The organism is Aeromonas sp. HMWF015, from assembly GCF_963878965.1.
GTDB classification, from domain to species: Bacteria; Pseudomonadota; Gammaproteobacteria; order Enterobacterales; family Aeromonadaceae; genus Aeromonas; species Aeromonas veronii.
In genome coordinates, this window is record NZ_CAWNZT010000258.1 from 541 (window position 1) to 1,155 (window position 615).

General features: G+C 34.6%; 1 protein-coding gene. It reads right to left on the bottom strand.

The annotated features are described in order from the left end of the window. Positions 1-615, bottom strand: a 615-nt coding sequence (locus AACS18_RS23495; RefSeq protein ID WP_219928027.1) for a hypothetical protein, incomplete at both ends; no start/stop codon positions are given.

Consider the following 615-nt stretch of genomic DNA (forward strand, 5'->3'; position numbering starts at 1 on the left):
TTCTAAGAATTGTGTAATCTGAAGGGTAATCATTTCTCAGCCTATTAAGATATTTTATTACTTCGCTTGAAGCTGTCTTGGTATTAAGGGCATCACCTCTTATCTCCTTTAATTCAAGGAAATCTTTCCACCAATATACCGAAGGTTTCTTATTTTTATCAAATATAAAAACCTCAATAGGAATGCCATCTGCATCAAAAGTTGTTTTACAAGCCTTGTACACTTTATCAGCGATTGCAAGACCAATTTTTTTCTTAAAGTCATTCTCATCTAGGAATATTTGGTGTTCAATTTTTACACCTAAGTATGATACAACCCCCTCTTCTCTATATAGGAATTGCAAAAAGCTTCCTTTCTTGACGTGCCCTGTTCCTTTTGCAGATAGATGACCAACACGGTTATCTGTATCAATTTCTTTTTCCAGAAGTCTTTTTGCTAAATTTTCGGCGGCAGTACTATTGAACAGATCTTGCGCATCGTAAAATGAGTTCAGTGATTGGTAAAATTCTGTTGTCTCTCTATTAAATTGATATGCTCTCTTGTGTGTATCTGCACTTACTTCAACAAGAAGATCAGACAGATAGCCTTCAATATCATTTCCATCATCTTCAATTA